This window comes from Archangium lansingense (genome assembly GCF_026626635.1).
GTDB classification, from domain to species: Bacteria; Myxococcota; Myxococcia; order Myxococcales; family Myxococcaceae; genus Archangium; species Archangium lansingense.
This window is the reverse complement of sequence record NZ_JAPNKA010000001.1, coordinates 7701221-7722357: the sequence shown is the minus strand read 5'-3', so window position 1 is coordinate 7722357 and position 21137 is coordinate 7701221. Positions and strand designations below refer to the sequence as shown.

The window sequence follows — 21137 nt, the reverse complement described above, 5'->3', positions numbered from 1 at the left end:
GCTCCTAGGGACCGATGCTCGGAGGAGGGGGGCCGGCGCAGGGCAGCTCCATTGTCAGGGTGGTTCCCTCACCGGGCTTGCTCTCGGCGCGCACCGAGCCGCCGAGCGCGGAGACGATCTCCCGCACGATGTGCAGGCCCAGTCCGAGGCCGCCGTAGTGCTCGACGGAGACGGCGCGCTCGAAGCGCTCGAAGATATGGGGCAGACGGTCCGGAGGGATGCCGATGCCCTGGTCGCTGACGCGCAGCCGGGCGGTGTCCGCGAAGCGCTCGAGGGAGATGGAGATGGGTTTGCCTGCGGCGAACTTGAGGGCGTTGGAGAGCAGATTGGTGATGACCTGCTCCAGCCGGGTGCGGTCCCAGTGGCCCGTGACCTCCTCCTGGAGACGGAGCGAGAGCGAGCATTGGGCCCGGGAGATGGGTTCGTGCATGCGCTCGACGACGTCGCGGACGACGGAGGCGAGGTCGACCCGTTCCAGGTGGAGGTGGAGGCGCCCGGCCTGGATGCGGGTGACATCGAGCAACTCGTCAATCAACTTCGCGAGCCTGCGGGTCTGGGCCTCGGCGCTGCGGATGCTGCGAGTGAGGGACTCGGGAAGCTCGGGGCCAGAGCGGCGCAAGAGGCCCTGGACAGAGAGGCGGAGCGAGGTGATGGGGGTGTAGAGCTCATGAGCAGCGACGGAGAGGAATTCGTTGCGCAGCTGGATGGCGGCCTGGGATTCGCCGTAGAGCCGTGCGTTGTCGATGCTGACGGCGGCGCGGCGAGCCAGTTCCTGGGCCAGGTGCAGCTCGGCCTCTCCGTAGCGGCGGCCCTCGGTCGAAGACGCGAAGATGATGGCCCCGAGAGTCTTTCCCCGGGCAACCAGCGGCACGATCATGCCCGTGCGGACCTCGATGGCGCGGAGGAGGTCGAAATAGCCTTCCTGGCGGCTGGGGTTGACCTGCCGCGCGACCCCCTCGTCGATGTCGGCGAGGAGAACGGGTTGTCCCGTCCGAAGCGCGCGGGAGAGTGTCTCGGGTGAGTCCCAGGAGGGAGGATATTTCTGCATGAGCTCGCGCAGGAGCTTCTCTTTGGCGGGATCGGCATGGGCCATCGTCACCGGGCGGATGGTGCCGTCCTTCTCGACCACATCGACGACGCACCAGTCAGCCAGGTAGGGGACGACGGAGCGCGTGACCTTGGCCAGGGTGGTCTCGAAGTCCAGGGACTCGGCCAGCATCAGGCTCCACTCGGCCAGGAAGCGCACGGCCTGTTCGGCCCGCGTGCGTTCGTCCACCTCGATGCGCAGCCGTCCGAAGAAGAGGCTGTTCTCCAGGGAGATGGCGATCTGGGAGGAGAGCAGGCGCAGCATGCGGACGCGCTCGGGGGTGAAGACGCGGGTGGCGAGGTTGTTCTCGAGGTAGAGGACGCCGACGGTCCTGGAGGGCCGTTGGATGGGAATGGTGAGGGCGGACTTCACGCCGTGCCGGGCGATGTAGGGATCGGAGACGAAGGCGCCCTGGTGGGAGGCATCGGCGAGGACGAGGGGCTCCCCCGATCGGCGGGCCTGCTCGATGACGGAGATGGGGACCTGGCTCGAGTCCTTCAAAGGGGCTTGTACCAGTGAGATGGGCTCGGAGACGGAGCCCACCGCTCGAAGCATGAGGGTGTCCTTCTCCTCGAGCATGAGGGCACCGCGCTGGGCTCCGGCGGCCTCCAGACACACCGTCATGAGCTTCTCGAACAGACGCTCCAGCACGACCTCGCTCACGAGCGTCTCGGAGGCCTTGAGCAGGGTGAGGAGGTCGAGCGCAGAGCCTGTCGGCTCAGCACGCTCCGGGTTGCCGTTCGTGGCCACACTGAAGGAGGGCTCGACGGGGACGAGGCCGGGGAACTCTTCCTCGAGAGCGGAGACCTTGGCTCGAGCGCCCCAGTGGGTATAGCCCTCGAGAGCGGCGCGCAGGTAACCCGAGGCCAGCCGCTTGCCGCCGACGGCGTGGTAGTAGCGGCCGGCCAGTTCGTTGGCGAGCGCCTCGTCCTGGAGGAACTCCTCGCGATGGGCGCCCTCGATGGCCAGCTCGTAGAGCCTCAGAGCCTCCAGATGACGCCCCTCGAGACGGGCGAGCTCGGCGCTGATGAGCTGATGCTTGTGGCGGAAGTTCTCCGGGCAGTTGTCAGCCCAGACGCCGAGCCGGCGCTGGTGGGCGGCGAGTTGTTCCAGGAGCAAGGCCCTCTGCTCGGGGGTGCTCCTGTCGCAGCAGGCCGCCAGGGTCAGCGAGGTGTAGAAGTTGTGTTCCGCGACGAAGTAATACCCCTGGATGGCGTCGAGCAGAGGGCTTGCTTCCCGGGACATCTCCTGGGCCTCTTCGAGGTCGCCCAGGAGATAGCACGCCTGGAGGCGCAGGATCTTGTACCTGCAGAGCAAGAGGGGGGGCTTCAGGCTCGATGCGAGGATGACGCTCTCGTCGAACTCGTCGTCGTCGAAGCGAGCGTGCTTGCGAGTCCGGCCCTGCAGGCATCGGATGGCCTGGCGCAGGCCCAGGAGCTGAGCCTGCATTCCGGAGAGGCTGGACTTGCGGAGGAAGGCAAGGCCCGTTTCAGCCTCGGAGAGCACGCGGGACAGTGCGGTGCCCATCGAGAACAGGGTACTCACCATCGCTGGGACCGCGTAGCCGGCGGAGTGGACATCTCCGCTCTCGAGCGCGGCCGCGAAACACCGGCGGTAGAGCGGCACACTGGTGCGCAGCGGTGCTCTCCAATGGTTCACACTCACCGCGACCGTGATGCGCGTTCTCCACTCCTGCCGTGGATCGGGGTAGCGCTGGCTCAGCTCGATACCCAGGTGGCCGAAGGCGAAGGCAGTTGCATAGTCACCCTCGAGCCTCCCCAGCAGCATTCCATACGTGGCATACATCGGAGCGGCGTAGATCGTGTTGCCATGCCTCAACGTGAGGTTGACGGCGCGGGCGTTGAGGAGGGTGTACAGGGGCGGGTCGAAGAAGTAGACCGCCGCGCTGACCTCCGAGAGGAGCCGTGCGCAGGCGAGCTGTTCCGACTCCTCCATCCGGGGGGCGTCGAGGAGCTGCTGGGTCGAGCGGCCCCGGAGGTTCTGCTTCACCGCGGCGAGCTCGTCCGCGAAGGCCCGGGGCACGTCCTGCTTCTCCGGCAGCTCCATTCCGAACAACCGCAACCCCTCGCGTCCCCACTGGAGTGCCTCCGGGTAGACCTGTCTGGCCATGCAGGCGAGCACCCGGAGGGTATAGAGGTCCGCCTTCTCGAGGCGGGATGCGGCATGGGCCAGGGCGGAGGAGGTGAGCCCCTCGGCGGACACCTGATCGCCCGCGAGGTAGGCGCACTCGGCCGCCTCGCGGTGGAGGCGGAAGGTCAGCGCGTAGGCCTCCCGCCAGGCCTGCAGTGGGAGGAAGCCGAGCCCGAGCGTCAGGTATTTCAGCGCGGAGCTGAAGGCCGACGCCGCCTTGGCCCTGCTTCCGGCCCGGAGGTTGAGCCGGGCCAGCTCCAGCCGCTCGGCTTCATCGGTCACCAGCTCCGCGCCCAGGTCGAGCTGGTCGACCACATCGAAGAGCCGCTCATCGGATTCACGCTTGGAGGCTGCCTGGAGCAGGCGTCCCGCCTCGAGGTGGAGCCGTTTCTTCTGGGGCTCGGAGAGCAGGGAGTACGTGGCCTGCTGAATGCGGTCGTGCGCGAAACGGTAGACGGCTTCGTGCCACGGGTTCTCTCCGGCGGCTTGCGCGTCGGAGCTTGTGCGCGGCGGACTGATGCTGCCCGGGACGAGGAGTCCTTGCTGGATGGCGCTCCAGAGCGCCGCGGCCGTGTCGCCCTCGGACATGTTCATCAGCGCGGCGAGGAGTGGGAGCTCGACGCGATTGCCCAGGCAGGCGGCGACCTCCAGGACACGCTGGGTGCGCTCGGGAAGCTGGCGGATGGTGGCGAGCATGAGCTCGACCACGTTCTCGGTGACCTCCACCTGGGCAATCCCGGAGAGGTCCCACTCCCACGAGCTGTGCTCGGCGTCGAAGCGCAGCAGGCCGGAGTGGTGGAGGTAGCGCAGGAAGCGGGTGACGAAGAAGGGGTTGCCCGCGGTCTTGTGCAGCACGAGCTCCGCCAGGGGCTGGAGCTGCCGGGGGTCGCGGTGCAGGGTGTCGACGAAGAGGTTCGTGAGTGCACCGAGCTCCAGGGGATGCAGCTCGATGGAGTGGACGGCTGCTCCCGCCTTCTGGAGGGCCGCGAGAGTTTGTGCGGCCGGATGTTCCGGGCCGACCTCGTCGGGACGGTAGGAGCCAACGAGCAGCACGTGGTGGGAGTCCGGGTCGGAAGCGAGGCTCTGGAAGAGCGCGAGCGAGGCGGAGTCGGCCCACTGGAGGTCGTCCAGGAAGAGCACGAGCGGATGCTCGGGGGTGGCGAGAGCCCGGATGAACGTCCGGAACATGAGGCGCAGGCGGTTCTCGGCATCCTGCGGCTGGAGCTCGGGCACGGGAGGCAGCGCGCCGGTGAGCTTCTCCAACCCGGGGGCGAGGGCCAGAAGGACACGGCCCTGGGTGCCCAGCACCTCCAGGAGCCGGCGCCGCCACAGGTCCTGGATGTCGGCCGGTTCGTTCAACAACCCGTGGATGAAGCCCTGGAAGGAGTCCACCCACGGGGCATAGGGCACGTTGCCCCGGAGCTGGTCGAGCTTGCCGGTGAGGAACCAGCCCCCGCGCCCGAGGTGTGGGCGAAGCGCCTGGACGAGCGTGGACTTGCCGATGCCCGCCGCGCCGGAAACGACCACCGTTTCGTTCGAGCCCGCCCGGACCCGCTCCAGGGCAGCCTCGAGCTGCGCCAGTTCGCGCTCGCGCCCGTAGAGCTGCTCCGAGATGGGGAGCTGTCGCGCCGCATCGAGCCGACCCAGCTCGAACGCCTCCATCACACCGGAGGCCCGCTGGTGCCTCTGGGCTTCTTGAAGGTCAGCCAGGAGGGAGTCGGCGCTCTGGTAGCGCTCCTCGGGCATCTTGGCGAGCAGCTTGAGGACGAGGTCCGAGAGAAGCGCGGGGACCTTGGGGTTGGCGTGGGCCGGGGGAAGGGGAGGCCGTGCCAGGTGGGAGTGCACGAGCTCGACGGGGTCGGTGGAGGTGAAGGGCGGCTGGCCGGTGAGCAGCTCGTAGAAGGTGGCGCCCAGGGAGTAGAGGTCCGCGCGAGCGTCGACGGGGCGGTCCATGCGGCCGGTGAGCTCCGGAGCGATGTAGGGCAGCGCCGATTCGAGCTCGCCGCGGATGCTCGTAGGTGGGGTGGCTGCTGCAACCCGGGTGGCGAGGTCGAAGTCGAGGACGGTCAGGTGGCGCGTCCCAGCCGCCACGATGACGTTGGTGGGATTGAGGTCCCGGTGGATGACACGGAGCCGGTGAAGGTTTCCCAGGATCTCCGCCAGTTGGACAGCCAGCTCCAGGAAGGTGTCGGGCTCGATGGGGTTGTGTTTCAGCCACTCCCGGAGGTCATGGGGCCCGGCGTCCTCGAGAACGAGCGCTGGGGCTCCTGCCACGTCCTCCAGGGCCCGGGGCCTCACCACGCCTGCGACGCCCAACGCCTCCAATTCCCGCAGCAGGCCGAACTCGTGGTGGAGCATGGCGAGGCTGCTCGAGGCGAGGGGGCCCTGCCTGGCCTGCTTGAGCACCAGGGAGACGCCGGCTTCCCTCCACACGCGAGACACGATGAACCGGCGTCCGCGGTGGAGCTCCTGGGCGCTTCGAGAGGCGGAAGACGGATGGCCCTCGCCGGGTGGTTGCTGCACCATGCGACCCCCACGGGCGGGAGCTCCCTGGCGCGGCGCATTCCGTTCCGGCGCCACGATGGCTCAGCAGTACGGCCTTGCCGCTCCCGCTCCCTTCTGAACATCTGGATGGAGAGGCACCCCGGGGAGGTGCCCCTGGCCGCTCTCCACGCTCGGAGTGGGGCGCTTGTCCGTTACTTCTTGGAAAGTCTAGACGGAATGGGGGCCCTCTTGCTCGGCGGCGGGCTGGTGCAAGGAGGCGGAGGAGGAGACGGCTGGGGCCCGCAAGGCCGTGCGGCCGAAGCTGTTCAGGCGGCGGGGGCCTGGGCTCTGTTGCGCGGGACGGCGGCGATGAGGGCCCGGAGCGTGTCGATCTCTTCCTCGCTGAGGGCCGGGTGCCACACGTCCATGATGAAGCAGATGCGGGTCTGCGTGCTCTTGTTCCAGGCCTCGTGGAGGAAGGTGTCATCGAAGACGACGCAGCGGCCCTCGGTCCACTGGCGCTCCTCGCCGCCGACGCGGATGCCGCAGTCCGGCGGGATGGTGATGGCCATGTGGATGGTCAGCTTGCAGTTGGTCGCGTCATGGTGTGGCGGCAGCACGGTGCCGGGCTTGAGGACGGAGAAGAACGCCTCGCCATCGGACATGAGCAGGGGGGCCAGTGAGTCGATGACGCGGGCCGTCTCCGGGCAGGCCTGGAGGTTGCTCGCGTTGAGCTTGCCCTCCTTCCGGAGGAACAGGGCCATCCACTGGCTGTCGTCCTGGAGGGTGTAGAACTTCTCGTGCTTGCCCGGCATGTAGGTGGCGAGGTGGCTCTGCTCGGTGCTGGCGCGCAGGTACTCCTCGCGCATGGCGGACGCGCTGGCCTCGAGCGTGCGTGTCGCGTGCTTCAGGGAGGGGTACTCGTCCGGCGAGTACCACGGCTTGGAGGGCAGGCCTGGGATGTAGAGGAGCTCGGGCCGCTGGAGCGGGTGCGGGTACCGCGGCTCCTTCTCGCCGAAGGCGATCTGCAGACCTTCAAGGATGCGGTGGAGCTTTGCCTCTCCATGCTTGGCGATGCACTCGCCAAGGACGGACTGGACCTTCTCGGCGGCTTCGGGAGAAAGCATCTCGGGAATGTCGATGGCCATGGTGTCTCTCACGCGTGCTCGGACAGGTGAGCGGCAGCTGCGCCGCCAGGCTCTGGCGGCGGGGGGAACAGGCGGGAGGATTTTCAGGTGGAGGGCTGACATCAACGAGGTGAGGTGGGGCTCGGGAGGGGTGATGGAGGAGGGGCTTGCGTGGCGCCGGTGTCCCTGCTCTCGTCCCGAGTCGCATGGCCGCTCTCCGCTCAGAGGCAAAGGAGTTCACGCTGCGTCCGGTCGCACGGGAGCAAGTGGCGACGGTGCTCGCGCCCTTTCTCGCGCGGCTCAACCGCGAGCCCGAGCGGCACATCGGCTACTGCGACGACACGCCGGAGATGATGGTGGACACGCTGGCGCGGCTGAGCCCGGTGCCGGTGGACACGTTCCGGCTGGCGTTCGAGGGCGAGCGGCTGGTGGGGGCGTTCGGTTTCGACACGGACGCACGGATGGGCAGGGCGTGGCTTTTCGGACCGCAGGTGGAGCACGAGGCCTGGCACGCCGTGGCGGATGCGCTCTTCGCGGCGGTGTGCCCGCTACTCCCCGAGCACGTGCGAGAGCTGGAGCTGTACTACGACGTTCGCAACACACGCTGTCACGAGGCGGCGGTGCGCTGGGGTTTCGCCTCGGCGGGGGAGTCCTATGTCCTCCGTTTCGAGCGGAGCGGCATGACGGAGGTGCCGCATGAGACGGCGGAGTCACTCACGCCGGCCCACCACGACGCGCTGAAGGTGCTCCATCATGAGCTGTGGCCCGTCTCCTGGCTGACGGGCGAGCAGCTGCTGGAGAAGCAGGACGAGCACCATCGGTTGCTGGTGCTCACGGATGGGCCGGAGCTGCTCGGGTACGTCTTCGCGAAGGTGCAGCCGGAGTTTGGCGAAGGCTTCATCGAGCACGTCGCCATCGCGGAGCGGGCGCGCGGCCGGGGCCTGGGGAGGAAGCTGGTGGCGGCGGCGCTGCGGTGGATGTTCTCCTGGGACGAGGTGAAGGTGACGCACCTCGTCGCCCGAGCGGAGAATGAACCCGCGGTGCGGCTGTACCGCGGGCTCGGGTATCAGGTGCTCCACCTCATGCGTGCCGCTCGCCGTCCGTGGCCTCGTAGAGAAGTGCAGCCTCCTCTCAAGTGAGGAGCACTGGAGCACTGGGGGCCTACGCGCGGCGGACGAGCTCCAGCACGGCCTCGCGGACGTAGCGGTCGAACCAGCCCCAGGGCGACTCGGGGCGCTCGGCGAGCCGTTCGAGCTCCGCCCGGGGCATGCGCAGCAGGGACAGGCCGGTGCGGGTCAATTCGAGCCAGGCGCGCAGCAGCCGCTTCTCCTCGCGCCGCATGAGGACACAGCTCCGGGCGTTGAGGGAGAGTGCCCCTTCTCGGAGCAGCCGCTCATCTTCCTCGAAGGAGGAGTCGAAGGCGGCGAGCCGCGCCTCACAGGCCTCTCCCAGAGAGCGCAGGACACGCTCCTCGTTGGCCACGCCCAGCGGCTTGATGGAGCCCAGGCCCGACAGAAGCCGGGGAGCGAGCCTGGGCAGCTCGCCGGTAGTCGCGCAGGCCACGCGCAGGAAGGAGAACATCCGTTGGGTGGCTGCGTGCTCGTACTGGAGCGGCACCTTGAAGGGCTGTCGCGCGGTGGGCGACGAGAGCCCGAGCAGCTTCTGTTTGCCGGAGGCCAGCGCAGTGCCCTCGGGGAGGCCCAGGGAGAGGAAGACCTCGTCCTGCTCGTTGTTTTCGACGACGAAGCCGAAGTGAAGCAGGAGCAAGTCATTGCTCTTGGCGCCGTAGCTGTCGTGAACCTCCAGGCCGGTGGCGATGGTGTTCTGGGCGGTCATCTCGAAGAACTGCCCATCCTTCGAGGTGCTCCACAGCACGTCCGGTGGCCGGCGGTGGTTGAGCATGTCCGCCAGCGGGACGAGGCTGCGCCCCTGGAGACCACCGACCTTGAGGCCGAAGTTGCGGGAAGACACGGAGAGCCGGGCCCAGATGAACTCCTCGACGGAGAAGCGCTCGTAGCCGGGGACCTTCTGGCACAGCAGCGCATGGTCCTGCCGGAGCGAGTAGTCCTGGAACTGCAGGAGCGTGAGCAAGAAGGAGCCCTGGAGCAGGGCGCGCTCGGACGCACTGAAGAAGAGAGGCACGTGGGGGAAGGCCTCGGGGAGGCTGTCCACGTAGGGCTTCCAGAAAGAGTCGGGCCGGTGCTTCTCCTGGAGGAGGAAGGAGGCCAGGTACAGCTCCTCATTGTCTGGGCTGACGTGGGACCGGATCAGCCGCCCGATGTCGGAGCTCTTCGCGACCTCCAGGGTGAGGAGGTGGCTGCGAGGCACCTGGAGGACAGCCTCGCCCGTGGCGATGTCGGTCCGGGCGAGCACAGCGCGCTCACCGTTCTCCTGCCGGACGACGTTCAGCTTGGCGAAGCGGGCTCCACCGTCCTCGAGCCAGCGCAGCAGGGCAGCGAGCTTTTGGTCAGAGGACTCGGGGGAGGTCCTCTGTCTGGACGGCGGGGGGGCGGCCGATGGGGTCGCGAGGCTCATGAGCGCGCCGGACGCTACTTGACGCCAGGACAGGGGGGCAAACAGCCCGCCGGAGGCAAAAGAGAGGCTCATCCGGATACCTGCTGTGGAGTGTCCACGAAGTCTTTGGACATAGTTCGAGCCCGTGGATGTCCCCTCTTCCTTTGGGAGAGGGATACGATGAGTTTTGTTGAAAGGGGCTGTGATTCCGAGGGGTTAGGCCCTACTACGAATTGTTCGACCGGAAAGGGCCCACCAAGCCTCGGAGGCTGTCCCGGGGTTCGTCCCATGCCCCGGGCCCTCCACGACGCTCTACGAGGCTCCTGCGAATTGTGTCCCGCGCCCTGCCTCCGGTCTCGAGCGCCTACGCGCCTGGGGGCGGACTGTCGAGACCCCTGAGAACTTCCTCGGCCATCCGCCGGTATTGCGGCACGATCTCCACGGCCAGCACGTCACGCATCTGCTGGCGCGCGCCTTCGATGTCACCTGAGTCCCGTAGGTTCGTCATCCGGAACAGGGCGCGTGTGATCCGCTTCTGGCCGTCACGCAAGCGAGAAAGGATCATCCCCATGAGGGCTTCGGCACCTTCCGGACTCTTGAGGGCTTCTTCCGTCTCGGCATCGCTGACGGCTGCCGTGAGGGCCATCCGGCGCAGAAGGGCGCGCACGTCGTCAGTAAGTTCCAGGGCGTGACCCTGCTGAACGCGCTGGGAGAGGGCGGTGAGTTGCGGCCGGTCATTCAGGTTCGGATCGAGCTGCCCGGTTGCGCGCACTTCCGCCAGCCCGGTCAATTTCTCAAGGGCAATTTCGGCCTGCTCCCGGTAGAAGGGGACGACCTCCACGGCGAGCACGTCACGCATGAGCTGCCGTGCCCCGTCGAGATCGCCCGCGTCCCGTAGGTCGTAGGCCCGGTCTCGCGCACGACTCAGCCGCCACGACCCGTCATGGATGCGCCGCCGGACTTCCTGTAGCAGAGTGGTAGCGGTGGACAGGCTGCGGAGGGCGTTCTCTGCATCCTCGTCGCTAATGGCCACCTCGCGGGCGCCTCGCAGCAAAAGGGCGCGCGTTTCATCGGTGAGTTCCAGGGGCTCGCCTTGCTCCAGGACCCGTTTTGCCAGCACCCGAATAGGGTCCCAATCAATCTGCCTGTCGGACATCTCCGCTCCTACTTCTTATCCCTTACGAGGCTCAGGACTCTTACGAGGATCAGGGCACCTATCATCTGGCCATTCGTGCTGGCCCTCGCAATAGCGCATGCAGTCATAGCAGGGCCCTCCCCAACCTTCGTCTTGGCAACGGACGAAGTTCTTTATGCAGATCTGCTTCCACTTCGGAAGGTCTTCGTTGTTCTCAAACTCCTCGTCGTCGATTCTCAGCGAAATGTCCCGCAGGACCCGGAGCACGTCCGAGCGGCTGGCGGTGCAACTCTCCATCGCGGTCAACGGGTACTTCTTGATGCAGCAGTCAACCGTGGACTCTCCCGGTCGGCACGCGATGGCCGCTGCACAGCCCGAAACGAGCCCACCCACCAGCACGGCTACCCAGAGGTGTGGGGTATAATTCAGGTTTTTCAAGCCTCCAAGGCTAGGCTAGTTAATCAGGGAGTGCCGGCCGAGGCCAGGGCATGGCGGGCTGGCCGCCAGTCACCCGTTCTGGTAGGTTGGCCCGCGCTATGCGGAACTTCTTACCTCTCCGGTCTACTCTGCTTCTCGTCCTCATGGCGTCCGTTGCCCCGACCAGCAGGTGAACGTCTTCATCGAACCGGAATCCCGCGAAGCACTCCAAACGCAGCTCAAAGAAACCCGCCAGCGGGAACGGTTGCTTGAGGAAGCGGCTTACCGTCACTACAGAGAGGACACGGCAGACCACGCGCTCGCAAAACTCCTGGTAACAGGTGACATCAAGCAGACCTCGTTCATTGAGCGGAAGAAAAAGATCGTAAGGAGCGAGGATGGCGCGGCGATGGTCGTCCGGATCTACGGAGGTAAGACGAAAGCAGCGGTTCTTTTTACTGTGACGAACCGCCACCCATCCAAGCCCTGGAGTTTGGTGGAGGCTCGCCTACGGACCACGCGCCCGGGAGAGGACCAGCGCCCTCCCTTTCTGTTTGGCGAGGCGAGACCGTTTGCCTTGCGCGCTGACCGCGACGAGATCGCCCCTGGCGAGACCGGGAACATAGCCGTTGTAGTGGATAAGAGCGCCTTTGTGACGGAGAGAGGGAGCATGCGCAACACGACCAGGTCCACGAACTTCGTGGACACTCCATTAAGGCATCACTCACTGCCCGGGTGATTGCGGCGGCGCCTGGGCGCTGAAGACGGGGGCGTAGCACTTGCCCTGATGCTCGAAGAGGGCATTTGGGCACGGTGCCTTGAGCTCGTGAGGCATCCAGCAGGTGTCCACCAACTCGACCTCCGTGTAGCGAGTGCAGGGAGGACGCTTCTGTCCCTTGAAAGGCTCGCGCGGCAGGGGCCGGGCGAGCACGGGGAGCCCTTGGGGTGTGGTGCGCGAGGTCCGGAGGCTCTCGTTTGCACCGGGCCGAGTCCTCGCTCAAGGAGGTGCACGGTGGTCCTTGGAAGCCCTACCGCACCGGGCAAAGGCCCCTTCGTCGATGGGGAAGGGGGGCTGTCGCAACTCAGGACAGGGCTGTCCGAAATCAAGACGCCCCTCTCACTCTCCATGCAACCCACTGTAATTCGGCCCATTTCCTTGTCACATGTAAACCCGGAATACACGTGGAGGCCGCCAGACGTGACATGGTTGCTCCACAAATCTTTTGTGATGGGCTCCAACCTTTGGAATTCCAAGTATTTGGGGGGTTGGCGCGTTCCCTGCTTTGGGGGAGGCCGTCCGATGGCACCCCGTCGTCGGTCAGGAGAGACCCCGTGACTCGCACTCGCTTCCTTGCTGCCGCGCTGCTGGCCCTTCCCCTCGCCGCTTGCGAGGTCGACAACTCGCAGCTGCCCGAGGGCGCCCAGAAGTACGACGAGGCCGCCGACTCGCTCGGTGACGTGCAGGCCGCTCTCGCCGCGCTGCCCTCCGCCGAGGTGGTTGGCTCCCACGCTGACGGCGTCCCCTTCATGCTCAACGGCTCGCTGGACAACGCGAGCGGCCTGCAGGGCATTGCCGCGGCCTTCCGCCTTAACGCTGGCGACCTGGTGATGAAGAGCACTCGCGCGGACGAGCTGGGTCACACCCATATCCGCTACGCCCAGACGAAGAATGGTCTGCCGGTGATCGGTGGTGATCTCATCATCCACAAGGACGAGAGCGGCCGGATCTACTCGGCCAACGGCTCGGCGCGCGACGGTGAGCTCGTCCCCGCCAAGGCGCGCATCTCTGGCGAGGCCGCTCGGGCCGCCGCCCTGGACAACACCGTGGGCCGCCACATCGCCTCCGAGGGCGAGGCCCGCCTGGTGTACATCCGCTCCGAGAAGGACAGCCGCCTGAAGCTGGCCTACCACGTCGTGGTGACGGGCGAGGGCGCGGATCTGCCCATCCGTGACAACGTCTACGTGAACGCGCTGACTGGCGAGATCGAGGCCACGCACGCGGAGATCCACTCGGCGAAGAACCGCGCGGTGTACACGGCCAACAACGGCACCTCGCTGCCCGGCACCCTCCGTCGCTCCGAGGGCGGCGCGGCCACCGGTGACACCCACGTGGACGACAACTACACCCACCTGGGCACCACCTACGACTGCTACATGGCCAACTTCAACCGCGACTCGTACAACAACGCGGGCGCGCAGCTGCGCAGCACGGTGCACTACAGCACCAACTACACCAACGCGTTCTGGAACGGCACCCAGATGGTGTACGGCGACAGCAACGGCACGCAGTCCGCGCCGCTGGGCAAGTCGCTGGACGTGACGGTGCACGAGCTGACGCACGCGGTGACCAGCTCCGAGTCCAACCTCACCTATTCCAACGAGTCCGGCGCGCTCAACGAGGGCATGAGCGACATCTTCTCCGCCTACTGCGAGTCCTGGACGCTGGGTTGGGCCACGCCCGCCTCGGTGTGGATGATCGGCGACGACGTGTGGACGCCGGCCACCCCGGGTGACGCGCTCCGCTACATGGCCAACCCCACGCAGGATGGCTCGTCCTACGACTACTACCCCGAGCGCTACACGGGCACCTCGGACAACGGCGGCGTGCACTGGAACTCGGGCATCGCCAACCTGGCGTTCAAGCTGCTGTCCACGGGCGGCACGCACCCGCGCTCCAAGACCACCACCGTGGTCCCGAGCATCGGCATCCAGAAGGCCGGCGCCATCTTCTACAAGGCCAACGTGGACCTGATGGGGGCCAGCACCACCTTCGCCCAGGCGAAGACCTATATGGAGCAGGCCGCGGGTACCCTCTACGGCGCTGGCTCGGCTGAGCAGACCGCTGTGACCAAGGCCTGGGAGGCGGTGGGCGTGGGCGTGGCGGTGGCCTCCACCCCGCTGACCAACGGCGTGGCCATCACCGGCATCTCGGGCGCCTCGGGCTCGCTGAAGTACTACCACCTGGATGTGCCGGCCAGCAGGGCGGTGACCTTCACGCTGAGCGGCGGCACGGGTGACGCGGACATGTACGTGAAGTTCGGCACGCAGCCGACCACCACCTCGTACGACTGCCGTCCGTACAAGTCCGGCAACGCCGAGACGTGCTCCATTGCCGCGAAGACCACCGCTGGCCGCTACCACGTGATGCTGCGCGGCTACAGCTCGTACTCCGGCACCTCGCTCAAGGGTCAGTACTAATCCCGAGCTCGCTGAACTGGACGTGAGCTGAACGGCCCCTGGGAGGCATGCCTCCCGGGGGCTTCTGTTTTGGTGCGCGGAGTCTGTCCCTGCAGGAGCGGGGACACGGAAGGCGCCGCTTTGGGGGAGGGCCTTTGTTCTCGAGTGGGACGTGGCCTACGGTCGCAACGTGATCCACCAAGGAGCTCTCTTCATGCAGTGGCGGAAATCCTTTCTCGTATTGGCAATCGCCGGTGTTTTGTCTTCCTGCCGTGGTGGTGAGGGTGGTGATCCCAATCCGCCACCGACGCCGGCCCCCGAGCCAGAGCCCTACAAGGCGACGGTCAGTATCGCCGCGAGCAGAGCCGACAGCCGTCTGGCCTGCTTCAAGGGCAATGGTGAGGCCGAGTGTGGTCTGCGCCTGTATCAGATCATGGTCGAGGCCTTTGTCGATGGCGACAGCACCAGGGATTACAACACCGGCTATGGCACCAGTCCCCACAAGGGTGACCTGCAGGGGATCATCAACGGCCTCGACTACATTCGGTCGACAGGCGTCAACGCCATCTGGCTCACACCCATCTTCAACAGCGTGCGCGTGAGCGGGCAGAACGACTGGGCCGATCGTCTCGATGCCACGGGCTATTTCGCCTCGGACTACTTCAACGTCAACCCTCATTTCGGCACCAACGACAAGCTCAAGGAGCTGGTGTCAGCCGCCCATGCCAAGGGACTGTATGTGTTTCTGGACGGTGTGTTCGGCCATTACAAGGCGAATGCCCAGGACTACGCCTCGCCGCAGGGCCGCAGGGTCTCCACCGCAGGCCAGGCCGACGGGGACACCGGGCGGCTGGCGGTCTATCCAGACGACCTCGAGTTCTTCAAGGAGGTCGCTGCGCATTGGGTGACCGAGTACAAGATTGATGGTTGGCGAGTGGATCAAGCCTATCAGGTGCCCGTGCAGTACTGGGATGACCTTCGCACCGCCGTCGCCCAGGCTGCGGCCAACGTGAGCTACACCAACAGTGCCGACCAGACGGTTCATCCGCTGGGGTACATGGTGGGGGAGATCTGGCGCAGCGCGGGTGAGATCGCCAGCCAGGGTTATGGTGGTGCCGCGAGCCCGGGGCTGCTGTCCGCGTTCGACTTCCCGATACGCTACAGCCTGGTGCAGACCCTCGCCGTCGAGGAGAGCGGTAACGGCAATCGTGCCGCGAGCAATCTCCAGGCTGGTTATCTGAATCACCTGGCATACCCGGCCCATGCCATGCCGAACCTGATGCTGACCAACCACGATCTGGTCCGTTTCGGTGATCTCCTCCAGCGGGGGGCTCTGGCGGAGTCCACGGACGACGCCTACTGGCTGCGTCACAAGGCCGCCTTCAGCTTCATGGCCTCGTACAGCGGTCCAATCACCCTGTACTATGGGGATGAGCTCGGCCAGGAGCTGCCGGGCTTTGCGGCCCGCGAGAGCAACACGAGCTGTGCCGTCAACGGGCGCTGCGACGATCATGTCTCCCGGACCATCGCCATCGTGGAGGGAGTTCCGTCCACGGTCGGCGGCACTCCCGCGGTGCTCTCGGCCAGGCAGTCAGACCTGAAGAACCACGTGGCCTCGCTGATGGCGCTGCGCGATGCCCACCCGGCACTGGCCAATGGCAGCCGGACGCACATCTACTCGGACAGCAATGTCTACATCGATCGCAAGGACAAAGGGGCGGACAACGTCCTGTATGTATTGAACGCCAAGGCGACCCCGGCGGTGCTCACGGTGGCCGGGACGGCCATCGGTAGCGGCGGTGTCCTGGTGGGACTGCTGGGTGGGGCCGATGTGGCGCTCGCTGGTGGCAACTACGAGCTTGCGTTGAAGCCTTTCGAGGCCAGGTTCTTCGACATCGCTTCTCCGACGGCCGAGGGCCCGCAGGCCGGGGAGGGGAGTGAGCTGTCTGGCGAAGGGCCCCTGGCGGACTGCTATACGCCGACCGTCGAGGGCCTCGGACCCCTCAACAAGGAGATCTTCATCCGTGGCAGCTATGCCGGGGGGAACAACTTCGGCGCCACGCCTGCCAACCGCCGCTTCGCCTACAAGGGCAACAATCTCTATCAGGTGGTGGTGAATGAGCCGGAGACAACCGCCTATGCGTTCAAGTTCGCCAGCGCGGATTGGTCCCGGGAGTTCGCGGTACAGGGAGCAGCTGCAGTGGTGATTGCCACGGAGCAGCCTCTCGCGGTCGCCTCGGGCCCTGGCACCGAGTCCTCCATCGCCATCCCAGAGGCCGGTGACTACGTGTTCAGCTTCCGCATCAATGCCTCCAACAACGGGGGCGAGATGATGGTGAGCAAGTGCGAATGACGCGACGCGCTGACGGAGCTCACTGAGCGGGAGGCTCCGGTGCGAGGACTCCTCCACCTCCCTCTCAGGCCTTGAAGAGAAAGATGGTAGGACTTTTCGCCACTTTCCCCGCCAAATGGGGGAAGTGGTTATTTTTTGCCTTCATAGCATTAACCGAAGTAGCTGGTTTTGTCGGATTCTCTTGTAATGAGGAAATGATTGTGTAGAGTGCGTCGCATCAGCACCGCTTCTTCCCCCCCATCAGTGGAGCAACAATGGCTCTGAAGAGTCGGAAGTTCTTCATTGGCGCTGCGCTCGCTTCGGCTGCTGTTCTGTCCACCGCTGCTCTCGCGCAGGTTCCCCCGGACCACGCCATCAATGTCTGCCAGAGCGCGAGCTTCTACGCGGGCTACAACAGCGCGAGCGGCCCCTACGGCTTCAAGCGGACGCTGTACTACGGTGACAAGGTGGGTCACACGCGCGGCGCGCACCCTGTCTACAACGGCTGGGCGGCCTCCTTCGACTTCGGCCCGAATGACTGGGGCTATATGCGTTACGAGTGCCTTGGTGGCTGGGGCTCCTGGTAATTCGGCTCCCCCCGAACCGATTCCAATCCCTCTCACTGAATCAAGGAATTGACCATGCGCTTGAACCGCACTGCTATTGCTGTTGCCACGCTGCTCGTCGCGGGTGTTGCCGCCGCTGCCATTGGTCCCTACGCCCGCGCTCGGATGGGCGTGCGCCAGACGATCTGTGCCCAGAGCCTGTACCTGCGCACTGCCCCCAACGACGGCCCCTGGTCGGGGACGCTCGTGTACGGTGAGACGTTCACGCCGGAGTCTCGCAATGGCGACTACGTCTACGGCTTCGCCTACGGCCAGCTCAACCGCAAGGGCTGGGTGCAGGACGGCTGGTTCTGCAACTGATTCACGAGCTGTGACGTGAGGCGTGCGGCGGGCCCGGTTGCGCGATGCGCGGTCGGGCCCGCTGGCGTTTCCAAGCATTCGTATACAACCGCGGGTGCGGCGCATGGCGCGAGGAGGAGAGTCGATGCGAAGGGTCTGGATGCTGGCGCTGCTCGCGGTGGTGGCGTGTTCCGAGAAGCAGTCGCAGGGCGGTGGGACAGGGCAGGCGGCCGGGGCGTCGGGGGGCGCGGGTCAGCCCGGTGGGGCGGCGCAGCTCAAGTCGGAGCTCGTCCTGGCGAACAAGGACGAGACGTGCCCCGGCGGGACGGTGAGGGGGTGCTGGGATGCGGCCACCGAGGCCGAGCTGAAGGGCGACGTTGCTCGTGCGACCGAGCTGTACACGCGAGTGTGTGACGCGGGCGGCGCCCGGGCGTGCAACGTGCTGGGCATCCTCGCGTCGAAGGGGGGCGCGGCTCCGGCGCGCGTCTACTCGCTCTTCATGCGCGGCTGTGACGGCGGGGACATGTCGGGCTGTTACAACGCGGCCATGTGCCACAAGACGGGCGAGTGCGCCGACAAGAGCGACGCCGAGGCGGAGAAGCTCCTCCGGCGCGCGTGTGACGGTGGCGACCCGGAGGCTTGTACCCACCTGGGTCGCCACTGAAGCCGGTGCCGGGCCGTCTCCTCGAGGGCTCACCCGCCCCCGGGTGACCGCCCGGCACTCAGGCTGTGCGGCTCAGTACATCGTGGCGGTGTAGCGCAGGCTCACCTTCAGGTTCTTGTACTCCGCGGTGTTGGCGCTGGACCCCTTGGGCGACCAGTCCTTGAAGTACGTGCTGAAGCTGTGCGTGATGCTGGGGTACACGTGCTTGGTGTTCTCCCAGACATGCGCACGCACCACCAGCGAGTTGGCGTCCTTCTGGAGCTTCGTCACGACCCGCGACTGGCCCAGGGAAATGCTCTCGTTGTCCCCGCGCTTCACATTGCGCCCGCTGACCACCAGCTCCTCGTTCACGTACACGTCGTAGTTCATCTCCCCCTTGCCGAACGTCTCGCCATTGGCGTGGATGTACAGCTCCCCCAGCGCCACGTTGATGGTGCTCGTCTTCCCGACGCAGGAGGGGACCGTGTAGCTGGTCGTCGAGGCCACCACGAGCGGCTGGTAGTTGCGCAGGTAGCGCACCGTGTAGGACAGCGGCACGCCCGGAGAGCTCGGCGAGAAGTTCGCCCCCGACTGGAAGTAGTTCTGGAGCGAGGTGATCTTGTCCAGCCCGGTGCCGATGACCTCCACCGCGCTGCCGGCGGGGCCGCCCAGCGCCAGCAGCGTCATCTTCGTCTCACGCAGCACCCGCTGCTGCTCGGCGTCCAGGGTGATGGTGCCGCCCGCCTTGCCCTTGGTGAAGGTGGCGTCCAGCGTGGCACTCACCTTGGAGCTGTCCTCGGAGGACTCGAACTTCACCAGCAGCCGGCGCCCGTACGTGACGGAGCTGAGGTAGCCGGCCGGGTTTCCATTGAAGGTGAAGGGACTCAGGTCCGCGACCGTGGCGGTCGGCGCGAAGAAGGCCGAGGGATCCGCGGGAGCGTTGAAGGACACCGTGTAGTAGGCCTGGGTGAAGTCCACCAGGAACGTCGTCTTGCTCTGCGTCCACGACTGGCCGAAGGTGGTGTTGAGCGTGGCGCCCGCGAACTGCGCCGAGATGCCCGCCTTCACCGAGCCCTCGTTGAGCGAGTACGCCTGGTGCATCGTGTAGGCCACCTTGGCCGCGTAGTTGATGCTCTCCGCCGTCAGGATGTTCTGGATGGCGTCCTGTGCGCTCGCCAGGCTCGGAGACTGCAGCGTCCGGCTGTAGATGAACTCGGTCGGCGAGGAGCCGTCGATGCGCGCGTTGGTCAGGGTGATGGTCCCGGGCGCACGCGGCGTCCCGATGGGGGACAGCAGCCCGAGCGCCAGCGACTGGCCCTGTACGAGCGCCCCCGGCCAGAGCACATCCGCGTTCGGATCGAAGGAGACCAGCTTGTCGAAGTGGCTCGTCTCCGACACCTCCGTGTACGTGCACATGTTGATCGTCGAGTCACGCACCTCTTCCTGGGAACGCGAGCTCTCGGTGTGGCTCGTGGTGGGCAGGATGAGCGACGAGATGCCGGCGATATAGTTGTAGAGCGCCTGGTTCTGGATCTCCTGCTGCCGCACCGCCAGCTCTTCCGGCGCGCTGTCGCGCGATGGCTCGGTACCGGGCTCGCCACAGGCATTGAGTCCCAGGACGGACAGACCCGTCAGCATCAGCCAGCTTCGAAGATTGCTCATTTACGCATCCAGTGAGTGAGGTGGGATCGCGGAGCTTGCGTTGCTGCTCACGGCCTCCGGCAGCTCCACACCTACATGCTAGCGTAGACGAGCAAATCAGGTCAAAACGGCAAAGCCGATCAATCTCTCAAAATTCAAGAGAGTCGCGAACGCCGTTGCAGGTGCCACTCTGATGCAGCGCGGCGGAGGGCTCAGTCGCGCGGCTTTCCGAGCCCCTCGCGTATCAGCAGCGACGCGAGCGCCGCCGCTCCGAGTGCGATGAGGGCTCCCGTGGTGAAGGGCGCACTGGCGCCGAGGAATTTGTAGAGCGCGCCGCTGGCCGGAGGCCCGATGGAGCGCGCGAGCCCTCCCGAGGACTGTGCCACTCCGAGGGTCAAACCCAGCAGAGAGGGGTTTGCTGTCTGGGAGGCCAGGCTGGAGAGGAGTGGCTGTGTGAGGCCGAGTCCCGTGCCGATCAGGACGACGGAGCCGATCAGGGGGAGGGGGTGGGTTGCGAAGCTCACGCACAGCATGCCGGCGGAGAGCAGCAGCGTGCCGAGGATGAGCAGGCGCACCTCGCCCACGGCCTTGGACAGGGGGCCGATGAGGCCTCCCTGGATGATGAGCCCCAGCCCGCCCACCAGGGCGAAGATGTAGCCCACCTCCTTCGCGTCCCAATGGAGGCGCTCCTGGGCGAGCAGGGCGAAGGCCACCTGGAGTGCTGTCATCGCGAGGAAGACGAGGAAGTAGAGCAGCAGCATGAGCTTCAGCGCGCGTGGCCGGGGCGAGTGCTGGAAGATGCTCAGCCGCGACGGCTGCTTCGCCGAGGTGGAGCGGGTCGAAGGGGGATGGGTCTCGGGCATGCCCAGGAGCACTCCGAGCGTGCCGAGGAGGGCGAGCGCTCCTGCCGCCAGCGGGGGAAGCCATGCACCCCGTTCCGAGAGCTGGCCGCCGATCACGGGCCCCAGGACGAGTCCGAGACCGATGCCGGCTCCGAGACGGCCCATCGCCCGCGCGCGGTTCTCGGACGGGGTGACGTCCGCGAGGCTGGCCTGGCACGCCGAGATGTTGCCCGAGGTGGCACCGGCGAGGATGCGCGAGAAGAAGAGGAGCGGTAGCAACTGCTGGTAGCTGGCCAGGGAGAAGAGGCCCATGGCGAGCGCGTTGGCCGCGAGGCTGAGCAGGATGACGGGCCGGCGGCCGTAGCGGTCCGAGATTCGTCCGAGGATGGGCGTGGCGAGCAGCTGGGTGAAGGAGAAGCAGCCGAGGAGCACGCCCACCGTGAGCTCCGAGCCTCCCATCGACTGGACGTAGAAGGGCAGGAGCGGGATGACGATGCCGAAGCCCACCAGGTCGAGGAACACCGTCATGAAGACGAGCGCCTCGAGCCGGCGAAGCATTCGTGGGTCTGGGACCATGGCCCCACTCTAGGCTGGGGAGCGGACAGGCGTGAGCCCCTTCCCGGTTTGAGGCACCATGGGGGCATGACTCGGAAGATGTTGCTGCTCTGCGTGTCCCTCTCGC

General features: G+C 66.4%; 13 protein-coding genes. 7 read left to right on the top strand and 6 right to left on the bottom strand.

What is annotated here, in order from left to right; all coding sequences use genetic code 11:
- Positions 1 to 4: 4 nt before the first annotated feature.
- Positions 5 to 5764, bottom strand: a complete 5760-nt coding sequence (locus OV287_RS30805) for an AAA family ATPase (RefSeq protein WP_267537621.1) — start codon at positions 5762 to 5764, stop codon at positions 5 to 7.
- 284 nt (positions 5765 to 6048) lie between these two features.
- Complete coding sequence (locus OV287_RS30800) at positions 6049 to 6870, bottom strand: aspartyl/asparaginyl beta-hydroxylase domain-containing protein (RefSeq protein ID WP_267537620.1); 822 nt, start codon at positions 6868 to 6870, stop codon at positions 6049 to 6051.
- Between the two features lie 185 nt (positions 6871 to 7055).
- Here OV287_RS30800 and OV287_RS30795 point away from each other — a divergent pair, with 185 nt between their 5' ends.
- The gene (locus tag OV287_RS30795) at positions 7056 to 7988 is read left to right on the top strand and encodes a GNAT family N-acetyltransferase (protein WP_267537619.1); all 933 of its coding nucleotides are present in this window, start codon (positions 7056 to 7058) and stop codon (positions 7986 to 7988) included.
- 22 nt (positions 7989 to 8010) lie between these two features.
- Here the strand turns inward: OV287_RS30795 and OV287_RS30790 are convergent, their stop codons facing one another.
- Together OV287_RS30790 and OV287_RS30785 are read right to left on the bottom strand one after the other, a co-directional pair.
- Positions 8011 to 9384, bottom strand: coding sequence for an SET domain-containing histone-lysine N-methyltransferase (locus tag OV287_RS30790; RefSeq protein WP_267537618.1), 1374 nt, complete (start codon positions 9382 to 9384; stop codon positions 8011 to 8013).
- 343 nt (positions 9385 to 9727) lie between these two features.
- Entirely contained in the window at positions 9728 to 10519 is a 792-nt protein-coding gene (locus OV287_RS30785) for a DUSAM domain-containing protein (RefSeq protein WP_267537617.1), read from the bottom strand.
- Positions 10520 to 11105: 586 nt separating this feature from the next.
- On the opposite strand from OV287_RS30785, the gene OV287_RS30780 reads away from it, so the two are divergent.
- From OV287_RS30780 to OV287_RS30755, 6 genes are all read left to right on the top strand, one after another.
- Positions 11106 to 11654: a DUF2381 family protein gene (locus tag OV287_RS30780; protein WP_267537616.1), complete on the top strand. Its 549-nt coding sequence runs from the start codon at positions 11106 to 11108 to the stop codon at positions 11652 to 11654.
- A gap of 593 nt (positions 11655 to 12247) precedes the next feature.
- Complete coding sequence (locus OV287_RS30775) at positions 12248 to 14113, top strand: M4 family metallopeptidase (RefSeq protein ID WP_267537615.1); 1866 nt, start codon at positions 12248 to 12250, stop codon at positions 14111 to 14113.
- A 193-nt stretch (positions 14114 to 14306) separates the two neighbouring features.
- On the top strand, positions 14307 to 16445 hold the full coding sequence (locus tag OV287_RS30770) for an alpha-amylase family glycosyl hydrolase (protein ID WP_267537614.1): 2139 nt from the start codon (positions 14307 to 14309) through the stop codon (positions 16443 to 16445).
- Between the two features lie 254 nt (positions 16446 to 16699).
- Positions 16700 to 17011: a hypothetical protein gene (locus OV287_RS30765; protein WP_267537613.1), complete on the top strand. Its 312-nt coding sequence runs from the start codon at positions 16700 to 16702 to the stop codon at positions 17009 to 17011.
- Between the two features lie 54 nt (positions 17012 to 17065).
- Positions 17066 to 17350, top strand: coding sequence for a hypothetical protein (locus OV287_RS30760; protein WP_267537612.1), 285 nt, complete (start codon positions 17066 to 17068; stop codon positions 17348 to 17350).
- Between the two features lie 124 nt (positions 17351 to 17474).
- Positions 17475 to 17993, top strand: coding sequence for a tetratricopeptide repeat protein (locus tag OV287_RS30755; protein ID WP_267537611.1), 519 nt, complete (start codon positions 17475 to 17477; stop codon positions 17991 to 17993).
- Positions 17994 to 18065: 72 nt separating this feature from the next.
- Here OV287_RS30755 and OV287_RS30750 read toward each other — a convergent pair whose 3' ends face one another.
- The gene (locus OV287_RS30750) at positions 18066 to 19634 is read right to left on the bottom strand and encodes a thiol-activated cytolysin family protein (protein ID WP_267537610.1); all 1569 of its coding nucleotides are present in this window, start codon (positions 19632 to 19634) and stop codon (positions 18066 to 18068) included.
- Between the two features lie 191 nt (positions 19635 to 19825).
- Positions 19826 to 21031, bottom strand: coding sequence for an MFS transporter (locus OV287_RS30745; protein WP_267537609.1), 1206 nt, complete (start codon positions 21029 to 21031; stop codon positions 19826 to 19828).
- Positions 21032 to 21137 lie beyond the last annotated feature (106 nt).